Origin of the sequence: Actinomadura macrotermitis (genome assembly GCF_009604375.1) — a bacterium.
GTDB lineage: Bacteria > Actinomycetota > Actinomycetes > Streptosporangiales > Streptosporangiaceae > Spirillospora > Spirillospora macrotermitis.
In genome coordinates this window covers 2,466,033-2,478,365 of sequence record NZ_WEGH01000001.1, presented here as the reverse complement: position 1 = coordinate 2,478,365, position 12,333 = coordinate 2,466,033, and the positions used below count along the sequence as shown (strand labels likewise).

The 12,333-nt window shown below is 72.3% G+C and carries 14 protein-coding genes; 5 read left to right on the top strand and 9 right to left on the bottom strand.

Going from position 1 to position 12,333, the window contains the following annotated elements; translation table 11 throughout:
* Window positions 1-61 precede the first annotated feature (61 nt).
* The 4 genes from ACRB68_RS11460 to ACRB68_RS11445 form a co-directional block, all read right to left on the bottom strand.
* Window positions 62-442, bottom strand: a complete 381-nt coding sequence (locus tag ACRB68_RS11460) for a hypothetical protein (RefSeq protein ID WP_153532036.1) — start codon at window positions 440-442, stop codon at window positions 62-64.
* The gene (locus ACRB68_RS11455) at window positions 439-1,302 is read right to left on the bottom strand and encodes an alpha/beta hydrolase (protein WP_153532035.1); all 864 of its coding nucleotides are present in this window, start codon (window positions 1,300-1,302) and stop codon (window positions 439-441) included. The genes ACRB68_RS11460 and ACRB68_RS11455 overlap by 4 nt, the downstream gene beginning before the upstream one ends.
* Window positions 1,299-2,024: a DUF998 domain-containing protein gene (locus tag ACRB68_RS11450; RefSeq protein ID WP_153532034.1), complete on the bottom strand. Its 726-nt coding sequence runs from the start codon at window positions 2,022-2,024 to the stop codon at window positions 1,299-1,301. Before ACRB68_RS11450 ends, ACRB68_RS11455 begins: the two co-directional genes overlap by 4 nt.
* A 107-nt stretch (window positions 2,025-2,131) precedes the next feature.
* Window positions 2,132-2,845 carry a DUF998 domain-containing protein gene (locus ACRB68_RS11445; RefSeq protein ID WP_153532033.1) on the bottom strand — a complete coding sequence of 238 codons (714 nt, stop codon included), beginning with the start codon at window positions 2,843-2,845 and terminating at the stop codon, window positions 2,132-2,134.
* A gap of 432 nt (window positions 2,846-3,277) precedes the next feature.
* On the opposite strand from ACRB68_RS11445, the gene ACRB68_RS11440 reads away from it, so the two are divergent.
* Window positions 3,278-4,588 (top strand): KamA family radical SAM protein, encoded by a 1,311-nt coding sequence (locus ACRB68_RS11440; protein ID WP_153532566.1) that lies wholly within the window; start codon window positions 3,278-3,280, stop codon window positions 4,586-4,588.
* A gap of 81 nt (window positions 4,589-4,669) precedes the next feature.
* Here the strand turns inward: ACRB68_RS11440 and ACRB68_RS11435 are convergent, their stop codons facing one another.
* The 3 genes from ACRB68_RS11435 to ACRB68_RS11425 form a co-directional block, all read right to left on the bottom strand.
* Window positions 4,670-5,188, bottom strand: coding sequence for a YbhB/YbcL family Raf kinase inhibitor-like protein (locus ACRB68_RS11435; RefSeq protein WP_153532032.1), 519 nt, complete (start codon window positions 5,186-5,188; stop codon window positions 4,670-4,672).
* A gap of 82 nt (window positions 5,189-5,270) precedes the next feature.
* The gene (locus ACRB68_RS11430; protein WP_153532565.1) at window positions 5,271-6,056 is read right to left on the bottom strand and encodes an ABC transporter ATP-binding protein; all 786 of its coding nucleotides are present in this window, start codon (window positions 6,054-6,056) and stop codon (window positions 5,271-5,273) included.
* 22 nt (window positions 6,057-6,078) lie between these two features.
* On the bottom strand, window positions 6,079-7,041 hold the full coding sequence (locus ACRB68_RS11425) for an ABC transporter permease (RefSeq protein WP_153532031.1): 963 nt from the start codon (window positions 7,039-7,041) through the stop codon (window positions 6,079-6,081).
* Window positions 7,042-7,192: 151 nt separating this feature from the next.
* Here ACRB68_RS11425 and ACRB68_RS11420 point away from each other — a divergent pair, with 151 nt between their 5' ends.
* Complete coding sequence (locus tag ACRB68_RS11420; protein ID WP_328594043.1) at window positions 7,193-8,779, top strand: bifunctional phosphatase PAP2/diacylglycerol kinase family protein; 1,587 nt, start codon at window positions 7,193-7,195, stop codon at window positions 8,777-8,779.
* On the opposite strand, the gene ACRB68_RS42010 is transcribed toward ACRB68_RS11420, so the two are convergent.
* Together ACRB68_RS42010 and ACRB68_RS11410 are read right to left on the bottom strand one after the other, a co-directional pair.
* Complete coding sequence (locus ACRB68_RS42010) at window positions 8,772-9,926, bottom strand: cytochrome P450 (protein WP_153532029.1); 1,155 nt, start codon at window positions 9,924-9,926, stop codon at window positions 8,772-8,774. The genes ACRB68_RS11420 and ACRB68_RS42010 overlap by 8 nt on opposite strands.
* Window positions 9,923-10,366 carry a 2,4'-dihydroxyacetophenone dioxygenase family protein gene (locus ACRB68_RS11410; protein ID WP_153532028.1) on the bottom strand — a complete coding sequence of 148 codons (444 nt, stop codon included), beginning with the start codon at window positions 10,364-10,366 and terminating at the stop codon, window positions 9,923-9,925. The genes ACRB68_RS42010 and ACRB68_RS11410 overlap by 4 nt, the downstream gene beginning before the upstream one ends.
* 104 nt (window positions 10,367-10,470) lie before the next feature.
* Between ACRB68_RS11410 and ACRB68_RS11405 the strand changes: the two genes are divergently transcribed.
* The 3 genes from ACRB68_RS11405 (at window position 10,471) to ACRB68_RS11395 (ending at window position 12,320) form a co-directional block, all read left to right on the top strand.
* Window positions 10,471-10,695, top strand: coding sequence for a DUF6158 family protein (locus ACRB68_RS11405; RefSeq protein WP_153532027.1), 225 nt, complete (start codon window positions 10,471-10,473; stop codon window positions 10,693-10,695).
* Between the two features lie 46 nt (window positions 10,696-10,741).
* A complete protein-coding gene (locus tag ACRB68_RS11400) occupies window positions 10,742-11,698 on the top strand; it encodes an LLM class F420-dependent oxidoreductase (protein WP_328594042.1) in 957 nt (318 codons plus the stop codon).
* Window positions 11,699-11,795: 97 nt separating this feature from the next.
* Entirely contained in the window at window positions 11,796-12,320 is a 525-nt protein-coding gene (locus tag ACRB68_RS11395; protein ID WP_153532025.1) for a hypothetical protein, read from the top strand.
* The last annotated feature ends 13 nt before the right edge of the window (window positions 12,321-12,333 follow it).

Sequence of the window (12,333 nt, the reverse complement as noted above, 5' to 3'; positions counted from 1 at the left end):
TGCCCGGGCCACGCGCGGCGGGAGACGGGTTTTCCGTGTCGCGGACGGATTCCTTACATGATCAGGGGGCGGCGGGGTTGCGGTGCCGGCAGCCGAGCCCGAGGCAGTCCTGGCGCACCGCCTCGCGTCCCCCCACGGTGATCACGTACAGCTCGCGCGGCCGCTCGGACTCCACCTCGCTCGCCGTCCCGGCCACCGTGACCGGGGCGCCGTCCACGGTGGCGGCGGTGCAGGAGATGCGCATCCGCTCGCCCGGCAGCTCCTCGGGCATCTGGCAGGCGGGCCGCCCGGCGAGCCGGACGCCGCGCTGCTTCAGCTCGGCGATGGTGCCGTCGGTCACGGCGTTGCGGTAGGCGCCCTCGGAGATGCGCTGCATCACCTCGCAGCCGCTCAGCGCCACCACCAGCACGAGCGCCAGCAGCCCGGCGCGCAGCACGCTCATCCCGCACTCCCCACCACGCTCGCGACGGCGTCCGCCACCGCGTCCGGACGGTCCATCTGCACCATGTGCAGCGAGTCCTCCAGCACGACCTGCCGCCCGGCGGGGGACATCGATGCCAGGTGCGCGTGCCCTTCGGCCCAGGCGCGGCGGCGGTCCTCGCCGCGCACGTCGCCGAGCGCGGTCAGCACCACCAGCGGGACCGGCGGGAACGGCAGCCGCTCGCGCAGCCCGGCCAGGTCGGCGGCCATCTCGCGGTACGCCACGTCCTCGGCGATCATCGCGCCGATCACCGTGCCGCGCCCGTAGACCGCGCGCACGTCGTCGTCGGAGGTGTCGTCGCCCTGCCGGGAGGTGAACCGCATCGCCAGCCGGCGGCCCGCCGGGCCGAGCAGCCGCGGGACGCCGGTGGCGCCGATGACCGCCCCGGCGGCCTGCGCGACCGGCGCGGCCGCCGCCGCGAAGCGCAGGTTCGGCAGGCACAGGTCGCTCTCGTAGCTGGGGTCGGCGAGGACGAGCCCGTGGACCAGCACGGGGTGCTGGCGGGCGAACGCCTCGGCGTGGAAGCCCGCGATCGAGTGCGCCACGACCGTCACCGGCGCGCCGATCCGGGCGACCAGGCCGGTGAGGATCGCCACCTCGCGGCGCAGGCTCGGCGGCGTCCGCCCGGCCGGGCTGAGGCCGAGCCCGGGCCGGTCGAACATGATCAGGCGGTACCGGTCGCCGAGCAGGTCCAGGGTGTGGCGCCAGTCGAACCAGGCGCCGCCGAGGCCGTGGCTGATCAGCACCGGCGGCCCGTCCGGCCGGCCCGCCTCCATCACGTTGACCCGCTCGCCCCCGGCCTCCACGATCTCCCCGGTCATGCAGCGGCCTTTCCGTGCTGTGGTTCGGCGTACAGGGCCCAGGCGATGGCCAGCAGGCCGAGGCAGAGGACGCCGATCTGGACCCGCTCGGCGACGCCGGGCCAGCGGCCCGCGACCATCGTGGCCAGCGTGGCGACCGCCGCGGCCGACTCGGCGGCGGTGAGCGGCCAGCCCCAGCGGGCGAGCGCGGGCCACCAGCCGTACCGGCGGGCGGCCAGCGTCAGCGTCGCGAGCGCGGCCAGCCCGAAGACGATCACGCCGCCGGTGGTGCAGGGGTGCAGGACGCGCTGGGCGAGCGGCACCTGGTCGGACAGGTCGCGCAGCGCGCACCAGGTCTCGTGGTTCGGGGCGCAGCTCATCGGGAACACCGCGTCCCCGACGGCGCTGCACCCGAACAGCGCGAGCAGGACCCACCCGGCGACCGCCAGGCGCCGCCGCCGCAGCGTGGCCAGCGCGACGACCGCGACGACGACCGACAGCGCCCCGGCGAGCAGGTCACCGCCGCCGTACAGGAGGTGGTGGGGCTGGTCGAGGGCCGCGAGCTCGCTGACGTACCCGTTGACGGAGTCCAGCGCGGGGCTGAGCAGGTGCTCCAGCGGGAACGTCCCGTAGGCCACCGCCGCGGCCAGGGCGAGGACGGCGGCGAACAGCGGCGCCCGCCCAGGCCCGTTGTCGATCTCCAGGGGCTGGGTGTCGTCGCCCAGGGGTCTGGTGCCGTGCATGACGTTTCCGTTCCGGCCACCGGTGTCACGTCAAGCATAGGCACCCGGGCGGGCCGCGGCCGGGCCGGTCACCGGCGGGTTCGGCCGCTTGGGGACGCCGCGGCCGGTCATGGCGCGGCCTTCTCGCGGGTGGGCTCGGCGGGGGCGTCGCGGCCGGCGGACCGGTCGGCGTACAGCGCCCAGGCGATGGTCAGCAGGCCGAGGCAGAGGATGGAGATCTGGACCCGCTGGATGATGCCGAGCCAGCGGCCGAGCAGCATCGCCACCAGCGTGCTGGCCGCCGCGACCGTCTCGACCACCGCGAGCAGCCAGCCCCAGCGGGCGAGCGCGGGCCACCAGCCGTACCGGCGGGCGGCCAGCGACAGGGTGAGCATCGAGGCCACCCCGAAGATGATGACGGCGCCGCTGGTGACCGCGTGGAACTCGTGCGAGAACGACACCTGCTCGGCGCGCTCGCGCAGCGCGCACCAGGTCTCCAGGCTCGGCGCGCAGTCGAGCGGGAACATCGCGTCGCCGATCGCGCAGAAGCCGAACAGCGCGAGCAGGATCCACCCGGCGACCGCCAGGCGCCGCCGCCGCAGCGTGGCGAGGGCGGTGACCGCCACGATGATCGACAGCACCCCGGTGACGAAGTCGCCGCCGCTGTAGACGGCGTGGTAGGGCTGGTCGACGGCCGACAGCTCGCTGACGTAGCCGTTGACGACGTCCAGCGCCGGGCTGAGCAGGTGCTCCAGCAGGAACGTGGCGTAGGAGACCGACGCGATCAGGGCGAGCAGCGCGGCGATGAGCGGCGCCCTGCCCGGGCCGTCCTCTCGCTGCATCCGGCTCCGTTCCTCGTCTGCCTCGGCCGGGGACGGTGCCCCCGTCCGCTGCCTGTCTTGATGTCCGACGTCTCCCGCGACGGTTCCGTTCCGATCGCCGGTCCTGCCCCCAGCATAGGGACGCGTGCGGAGGGTGCCAGGCCGGGGCGGACGGTGGCGGGGCGGCGACGCTGCGAAGTGGGCGCCGGAAAAGGGTGTCGTTGACACCGTGTGATCGTTGTCATGGGTGCGGGCCGCGTCGGCGGACCGCACGGCCCGCCCGGACAATCCAGTTGACCAGCATCTTTGCCCCGGTAAAAGGGTACTTAGTCGGCATGTACTGTTTTCAGGCGCTTCAATGGGGGGGTCCCGGGCCAAACTGATCACAGACCGTGATGCCCTGTCCTCGGCGTGTTCCCCGCCCCGAACTCCAAGGAGTACCGACACGTGACAATGGTGAACGACGCGGCTCCCACGATGCGATCCACCGGTCGCAAGTTCCGCGCCTTCACGGCGAAGCACCTGGACGAGCTCACCGCTCGCGCCGGTCTGTCGCCCGAACAGCAGCTCGCCACCCGGGCGGTCGCCACCGTCCTGCCGTTCCGGACGAACGCCTACGTCATCGAGGAGCTCATCGACTGGTCGGCCGCGCCCGACGACCCCATCTACCGCCTGGTGTTCCCGCAGCCGGACATGCTGCCGGCCGCGGACGTGGCGCACCTGTCGGACCTGCTGCGCCGCGAGGCCCCCAAGGCCGCGGTCGAGGCGGCCGCGCACGCGGTGCGGATGAAGCTGAACCCGCACCCGGCCGGGCAGATGGAGCTGAACATCCCCAGCTTCGGCGACGGCAAGATCCCCGGCATGCAGCACAAGTACGACGAGACCGTGCTGTACTTCCCCAAGCAGGGGCAGACGTGTCACGCCTACTGCACGTACTGCTTCCGCTGGGCGCAGTTCGTCGGCGAGGCCGACCTGAAGATGGCCGGCGACGAGCCCGCGCAGCTGCGCGACTACCTGCTCGCCCACCCCGAGGTGACCAGCGTGCTGTTCACCGGCGGCGACGCCATGATCATGGGTGAGCCGGTGCTGCGCCGCTACCTGGAGCCGCTGCTGGACCTGGAGCAGCTGGAGTCCATCCGCATCGGCACCAAGTCGCTGGCGTACTGGCCGCAGAAGTTCGTCACCGACCCCGACGCCGACGCCATGCTGCGCATGTTCGAGCAGGTGGTGGAGTCGGGCAAGAACCTGGCGTTCATGGCGCACTTCACCCACCCGCGGGAGCTGGAGCCGCTGGTGCTCACCGAGGCGGTCCGCCGCATCCGCGACACCGGCGCCGTCATCCGCACCCAGGCGCCGCTGATCCGCTCGATCAACGACGACCCGGCGGTGTGGGAGGGCATGTGGCGCACCCAGACCCGGATGGGGATGGTGCCGTACTACATGTTCGTGGAGCGTGACACCGGGCCGCAGGACTACTTCGCGGTGCCGCTGGCGCGCGCGTACGAGGTCTTCCGGGACGCCTACAAGAACGTCTCGGGCCTGTCGCGCACGGTGCGCGGCCCGTCGATGTCGGCCACGCCGGGCAAGGTGTGCGTGGACGGCGTGCTGGAGATCGCGGGCGAGAAGGTCTTCGCGCTGCACCTGATCCAGTGCCGCGACGCCGACCTGGTGGGCAAGCCGTTCTTCGCCAGGTTCGATCCCGAGGCGGTGTGGCTGGACGACCTCAAGCCGGCCTTCGCCGACCGCTTCCCCTGGCAGCAGTAGAGCCCCTGGCAGAAGTAGAGCCCCTGGCAGCAGTAGCGGCCGGGACGGGCGGGCCGCCGCACGGCGGCCCGCCCGGACCGATCAGACCTCGTAGACCGGGACGATCAGCGCGCGCGCCAGGGTGTGCGCGGTGATGTTGAAGCCCACCACGGCGGGCGAGGCGTCCGCGTCCACCCCGAGCGACTCCACGTCCAGCGCGTGCACGGCGAACACGTACCGGTGCGGGCCGTTCGGCGGCGGCGCGGCGCCGCCGTACGCCTTGGTCCCGTAGTCGTTGCGGGCCTGCACGCCGACCTTGGCGTCGGCGGTGCCGGCGCCGGTCGCCAGCTCGGTCACGTCGGCCGGGACGTCGAACAGCGACCAGTGCCAGAACCCGCTGCCGGTCGGCGCGTCGGGGTCGAAGCAGGTGACCGCGAAGCTCTTGGTCCCGGCGGGGAACCCCGACCAGCTCAGCTGCGGCGACCGGTTCCCGCCGCTGAAGCCCCAGTCGTCGAAGACGTGCTCCTCGGGGAGCCGTTCCCCGTCGGCGATGTCGGTGCTGGTGACGGTGAACGACCCGGCCTCGGGCAGGAACTCGTACGGAAGCGGCGGCTTGCCCATGAAAAAGACCTCCTCGACTGGCGGATGGATACGCGCTCCATACCTACCAGCGAGGAGGTCTACCCGGACTACTCGCCCGTGCCTACTTGCCCGTGGCCTTGGTGTAGGCGGCGAGGACCTCTTCGGGGTCGCCGTCCATCTTCATCCGGCCGTCGTCGAGCCAGATGACCCGGTTGCAGGTCTCCTCGATGACGTCGAGGTTGTGCGCGACCAGGAAGACCGCGCCGGCGTCCTGGCGCAGCTCGTCGATCTTGGCCTTGCTGCGCCGCTTGAACTTGGCGTCGCCGGTGGCCAGCGCCTCGTCGATCAGCATCACGTCGTGCGTGCGGGCCGCCGCGATCGCGAACCGCAGCCGGGCGCCCATGCCGGAGGAGTAGGTGCTCATCGGGTAGTCGATGAAGCCCGGCTTGAGATCGGCGAACTTGACGATCTCGTCGTACTTGGCCTTGGTCTCCTCCTGCGTGAGGCCCATCGCCAGGCAGCCGAGGATGATGTTGCGCGAGCCCGTCAGGTCCTTCATCAGCGCCGCGTTCACGCCGAGCAGGGACGGCTGGCCATCGGTGTAGACGCCGCCGCGCGCGGGCGGCAGCAGGCCGGCGATCGCCGCGAGCAGCGTCGACTTGCCCGACCCGTTGGTGCCGACGACGCCGATCGCGTCGCCCCGGTAGGCCACGAAGGACACGCCCTTGACGGCGTGCACCTCCTTCATCTGCGGCCGGTTCTGGCGCTTGACGATGCGCATCAGGGCGCTCGCGGCGCTGCCCTTGCTGCCGGCGCCGTACACCCGGTAGACGATGTGCAGCCCGTCCACGACCACGATCGGTTCGCGGGCGGGGTCGATGACGACTTCGGGCTGCGCCCCGGCCAACGAGGTCTTCTCCTTCAGGCTGTTAGCCACGTCCGTACCTCTCCTCAGCACGGTAGAAGTACCAGAACCCGCCGATGAAGGCCACCACGGCCCACAGCACCGCGTACGTCCACAGCAGGCCGTGGTTGATGGGGAACTTGGAGACGTCGCCGATCAGGCAGGAGCGCATCAGCTCGATGTAGACCGCACCGGGGTTGGCCTCCAGGATCTTGCCGACCCACGGGTAGCCCTTGTGGTCGAACTTCGCCGCCATCTGCGGGATGAGGAAGAAGACGCCGGAGAAGTACAGCCAGGTCCGGGTGATGAACGGCAGCAGCTGCTGGATGTCGCGGACGAACGCGCCGAGCCGGGCGATGGCCAGGCTGATCCCGACGTTGAACAGCAGCTGCAGCATCAGCAGCGGCGGGATCAGCAGCCAGGTCAGGGTCGGCATCTCCCCGGTGAGCAGCACGATCACGACCAGCACGACCATGGAGATCAGCAGCTGCTGCAGCTCCATCAGCACGTTGGCGAACACCAGCGAGGCGCGCGGGAAGTGCAGGGCCCTGATCAGGGACAGGTTTCCGCCGATCGCCTTGGCTCCGGCGGTCAGCGACCGCTGGGTGAAGGTGAAGACGAACACCCCGGTGATCAGGAACGCCGTGTAGTTGTGGATCCCCTTGCTGGTGCCGACCAGCACACCGAAGATCAAGTAGTAGACGCCGGCGTTCAGCAGGGGGGTGAGCACCTGCCACAGCTGGCCCAGCTGGGACCCGCTGTAGGTCGAGGCGGTCTTGGCGGTCGCGAAGTTCCAGATGAACGTGCGCCGTTGCCACAGCTCCTGCACGTACTTGCGTAGGGAGGGACGTGCCGCGCTCTGCGTCAGGCCATGACGGGCGGCGAACTCGGCCAGGGACTCGTTGCCCGACCCGTTCATGCGAGGAGGCTCCGCGATCGTGGCGACAGGCTCGCCACCCGAGGTGCTGAGCCGTTCCGGGTGACTCATGCCGGGAAGCCTATTGCAGTCCGCCTTGTGTCAGGGACGTTCGCCCTCATGTGCCCTCCCGATTCCAGATCTTCGCGGCATCATGTCCACGTCGGTGGGGATACCCCCCGTCATGCATGCCAACGACGGACGGCGGACCTTGGACGCAGGGGTGAACATCAAGACTGCGCGCGCGCGGCTGCGGCGCGCCGACGACCACGGCCCGGCGGACGGGCGGCGGCGCCCTCCGGCGCTGCTGCGCCGCCTCGGCCGCCTGGACCGCAAGGCGTTCGACCAGGTGGCGGCGGCCCGCCTGCCGGGCCTTGAGTACGTGCTGCCGCGGCTGTCGCGCTCGGCCGACCACGGGGTGCTGTGGTTCTCCACCGCCCTGGCGCTCGCGGCGACCCGGCGGGTCCGGCTGCGCCGCGCCGCGCTGCGCGGGACGCTCGCGATCGCGGTGGCCAGCCCGGCGGTGAACGTCCTCGGCAAGCAGGCGTTCCGCCGCAAGCGCCCGGTGGTGGACCTGGTCCCGCCGATCCGGATCCGCTGGAAGCTGCCGACCTCGCACGCCTTCCCGTCGGGCCACTCGGCGTCGGCGGCGGCGTTCGCGACCGGTGTCGCGCTGGAGGCGCCGGCCGCCGTGGCCGTGCCGGTCGCCGCGACGGCCGCCGCCGTCGCGTTCGCCCGGGTCTACACCGGCGCGCACTACCCCGGCGACGTGCTGGCCGGCCTCGGCATCGGCGCCGCCGCGGCCGTCGGCACCCGGCTGGTCTGGCCCGCCCGGCCGCCCGCCGCGCACGTCACCCGGACCGCCACCGAGCGCGTCACGGTCACCGACGACGGGGTGGGCGTGGTCGCGGTGGTCAACGTCGGCTCGGGCGACAACGCCGGCGAGGGGGCGACCAGGCTGATCCCCGGCAAGGCCGAGCTGGCCGTCGCGCTGCTGGAGCGCGAGCTGCCGCGCGCCGAGATCGTGCAGGCCGGGCCGGACGAGGACCTGGAGAAGATCATCGATGAGGCGGCCGGCCGCGCCGAGGTGCTCGCGGTCGTCGGCGGCGACGGCACGATCAACGTGGGCGCCCGCGCCGCGATGAAGCACCGGGTGCCGCTGCTGCCCGTCCCCGGCGGCACCTTCAACCACTTCGCCCGCACCCTCGGCATCGACGACCCGCCCGACGCCGTCCGCGCCTACCGGCAGGGCTGCATCGGCCGCGCCGATGTGGCCTTCGTCACCACGCCGGGCGACGGGGAGCGGCTGTTCCTCAACACCGCCAGCTTCGGCGCCTACACCGAGCTGGTGGACCGCCGCGAGCGGCTGGAGGGCCGGCTCGGCAAGTGGCCCGCGCTCGCCGTCGCCGCAGTCCGCACGCTGCGGCACTCCGAGCCGATCGACATGGTGGTGGACGGCCGGACCCGCCGGGTGTGGCTCGGGTTCGTCGGCAACTGCGTCTACGGCGCCCGCGGGCCCGCCCCGACCTGGCGCGACCACCTCGACGACGGCCGCCTGGACATCCGCATGGTCACCGACTCGCACCGCGCGCCGAAGGCCCGCGCCATCGCCGCCGTCCTGCTCGGCCACCTGCACCTGTCCCCCGGCTACCGGCACTGGAAGAGCGGCACGCTGGACCTGAAGTCCCTGGACGGCGACCTGCGCCTGGCCCGCGACGGGGAGGTCTCCTCGCTGGGCTCCACGGTCGCCTTCGGCAAGCACGCCGGGGCGCTCGCGGTGTTCTGCCCGCCGCCGCCGGAACCTAACTGAAGGTCAGCGGGGCGCGGCGCAGGCCGGTGACGACCGGGGAACCGTTGTGGACGGCCTCGCCCGCCTTCTCGATCCGCTCGTACCGGGCGGCCATCTCCTCCAGCAGGACGCGGATCTCCAGGCGGGCGAGCGCCGCGCCCAGGCAGAAGTGCGGCCCGAACCCGAACGCCATCCCGGCCGGTTCGGCCGGGCGGGCGATGTCGAAGCGCGCGGCGTCCGGGCCGTAGGCGAGCGGGTCGAAGTTCGCCGACCCGTACAGCAGCATCACCTTCTCCCCGGCGGCGATCCGCGCGCCGCCGAGCGTCACCGGGCGGGTCGCGGTCCGCAGGAAGTAGACGACGGGGGACGTCCAGCGCAGGATCTCCGCGACGGCCGTGTCCAGCAGCTCTCCTGAGCGCGCGCGCAGCGCGGCCCACTGGCCGGGGTGTTCGGCGAACGCCAGCAGGCCGCCCGAGATCGCGTGCCGGGTCGTCTCGTTCCCGGCGACCAGCAGCTGGATCAGGAACATCACCAGCTCCAGGTCGGTCAGCCGGTCGCCGCCCGCCAGCAGGGAGATCACGTCGTCGCGCGGGGCGGCGCGGCGCTCGTGCGCGGTCCGGACCAGGTAGGTGCCGCATTCGACCCGCAGCCGGTCGCGTCCGGCGTCGTCCAGCCCCGGCGCGGCACCGGGGACGATCGCCTCGGACCAGGCGTGGAAGCGCGGCCAGTCGTCCTCGGGGACGCCGAGCAGCAGGCAGATCACCTGCAGCGGCAGCGGCACCGCCAGGTCGCCGACCGCGTCGGCGGGACCGGCCGCGAGCAGCGCGCGGACCCGGTCCCGGACGGGCCCTTCCAGCGCCCGCATCGTCCGCGGCCGGAACGCGGGCGCCACCAGCCGGCGGTAGCGGGTGTGGTCCGGCGGGTCGGTGTGCATGATCGTCGGCGGCGCGTCGTAGGCGTGCCCGATCTCGGGGATCAGGATGCCGTCGCCGGACCGGAACGCCGCCGGGTCGGCCGCGGCCGCGTGCGCCTCGGCGTAGGTGCCGACGACCCAGAGCGGCAGGGCGGGGTGCCGGACCGGCGAGCCGTGGGCGCGGACGGCCTCGTAGAGCGCGTGCGGGTGGCCGTCCGCGAAATGGGCGTCCGGGAAGTCCGCCGGGACGGTCACCGCAGGATGCCTTCGGGGCGGGGTATCCCGGAGGCGTCGCACAGTGCGTAGTAGGCGTTCAGCGTCGATTCGCCGTCCACGATTCCCGAGATGTTCTCCTGCTCGTCGAATTCGATGAAGGCGCCCTGGATGGTGAAGAGGATGTCGCTGTCCTCCTGGACCGTCAGGGTGTGGATGGATCCGGGGGGCTCGTAGATGAACGTCCCGGCCACGTAGTCGATGCCGTACTCGGCGTACTGCCAGCGTCCGGAGAACGTGTAGGCGTGCACGCCGCCGGTGTGCTTGTGCTTCGGGAGGCGGAATCCGGCCTGGAACCGGTTGCGCACCACCCAGGTGTCGGGGGAGACCCGCAGGACCTGCAGCCCGACGGGCCCGGCGGTGACCCAGGGGAGAGCGGCGGAGTGGACATGGCCGACCGGCGGCCCGAGCGTCTCGGTCATGACCAAACGCTAGGTTGGCACACCGCCGGGGCGCAAGGGGCGGCCGGTTCGCCCGCCGCCGTCCGGGTAGGTGGCAGTTCGGGGGAACGATGAGGAGGAGTCTCATGACGACGGTGGGAGTCGAACCGAGCGAACTCGGCGAGGACGATCTGTTCCGCGAGCTGGCCAGCCTGTACGACACGCGGATGGACGCGCTCCGGCACGCCTCCGACCAGGCGTTCGCCGAGCACACGCGCCGCATGTCGCAGCTGGAGACCGAGTACCTGCGTCGCTTCCCGGAGCGGGAGATCGACCCGGAGCGGATGCGCGACGGGGCCCGCGCCCGCTGACCGCGATCCGCCGCGCCACGACCGTCAGCGACCGTTGGGGGGAACGGTGACCAAGTTCGGCTATTTCCTTTCCTGCGAAGAGCAGGAACCGCACGAGCTCGTCCGGCAGGCCAAGCTGGCCGAGGAGGCGGGCTTCGAGGGCCTGTGGATCTCCGACCACTACCACCCGTGGCTGGACGAGCAGGGCCAGTCCTCGTTCGTCTGGTCGGTGATCGGGGCGTTGTCGCAGGTGGTGTCCCTCCCGGTCACCACGGCGGTGACCTGCCCGATCATGCGGATCCACCCGGCGGTGATCGCGCAGGCCGCGTCGACCAGCCAGGTGCTGCTGAAGGGCCGGTTCCGGCTCGGCGTCGGCACCGGCGAGGCGCTGAACGAGCACATCACCGGCGAGCACTGGCCGGCGCTGGACGACCGGCTGGAGATGCTGGAGGAGGCCGTCGGGATCATGCGGTCGCTGTTCGGCGGCGGCCAGGTCTCCCACTACGGCCCGAACTACACCGTGGAGACCGCGCGCCTGTACACGCGGCACGACACCCCGCCGCCCGTCTATATCTCCGGGTTCGGCCCGAAGGCGGCGTCCCTGGCCGGCCGCGTCGGCGACGGCTACATCTCCACCATGCCCGACCCCGGGCTGGTCTCGGCCTTCGACGAGGCGGGCGGCGCGGGCAAGCCCAAACTGGGCGGGCTGAAGGCGTGCTGGGCGCAGGACGAGGACCAGGGCGTCAAGACCGTGCACCGGCTGTGGCGCAACGAGCAGGTCGGCGGCGAGGCGGCGCAGCTGCTGCCGCTGCCCCGGCACTTCGCGCAGGTGTCGGAGCTGGTCACCGAGGACATGGTCCGCCAGAACGTGCCGTGCGGGCCCGATCCGGAACGGCACGTCGCGGCGATCCGCCCGTTCGTGGACGCCGGGTACGACGAGGTCTACATCAACCAGGTCGGGCCGGAGCCGGACGGCTTCTTCGCCTTCTACCGGGACGAGGTGCTGCCGCGCCTGCGCGGCTGACCGGCGCGTGACCGGAGGCGGCCGCCCGCGGCGCGGGCGGCCGTTAGGGTGTCGGGGTCCTCCTGGAAGGCCGTTATGGCTCCCGATAAGCGCGTCTATGCAATGCCCTGGCCGCAGCGGCTCTTCGACGCTGTGCTTCGAGCGGGTCGCCAAGACCGATCCGGTGCGCCCGCCGCTCGAGGACATGTGCGCCCTGCCGCCTCCCGGAACCGGCGGCCTCACCCTGACGGCGCGGCCGGAGATGCGCGACTTCGACCGGAACGTCACGTCGTGCCGGTTCGACATCGCCGGGCAGCCGCACACTCTGCTCATGCTGCGGGCGAGCCGCCCCGGGCCCCGTTCGACCGAGACGCAGACGCAGGCGGAGATGGCGCGGCGGATGTTCCGGCAGGCCTCGGAGGACATGCCCGACACCGTCCCGGGCCTCGGCGAGGAGGCCCGGATGAGGGCGGAGTCGGACGGGCGGCACCCCAGGGTCGCGCTGAACGTCCGCGACAACCTCCTCTTCGTTCAGGTGGAGTACGACGGCGAGGGGTCCGCCCGGGACCTCGAAACGGTCAAAAGGAGCGTTCGCGACCTTGCCGCCGCGCTGCTTCGCAGGCTCCCTGCGAAGGGCGCGTAATCATCTGCACAGG